We start from the raw sequence: 220 nt of genomic DNA, 5'->3' as shown, positions 1-220 counted from the left end.
CCAGCATGATTGGCATGGAAATCCCTGTGATGATCGCAGTACCAACGGCTCTAGTAGCTGGTGCAGCATTAGGTGCTATTAGTGGTGTGATTATAGCTAAGGGTAAGGGTCAAGCCTTCATCGCAACGCTAGTAACCATGACACTACTTCGTGGTGTAACCATGGTTTACACCGACGGTCGCCCTATCTCAACAGGCTTTACGGACACAGCAGACGCATT

1 protein-coding gene is annotated in these 220 nt (G+C 49.5%); it reads left to right on the top strand.

Annotated elements, in window-relative coordinates; translation table 11 throughout:
* A partial coding sequence (locus tag A3712_RS16965) for an ABC transporter permease subunit (RefSeq protein ID WP_443083602.1) occupies nt 1-220 on the top strand: 220 nt, incomplete at both ends.

This window comes from Vibrio sp. HI00D65 (assembly GCF_001635455.1).
GTDB lineage: Bacteria > Pseudomonadota > Gammaproteobacteria > Enterobacterales > Vibrionaceae > Vibrio.
This window is presented reverse-complemented; position numbering and strand designations above follow the sequence as displayed.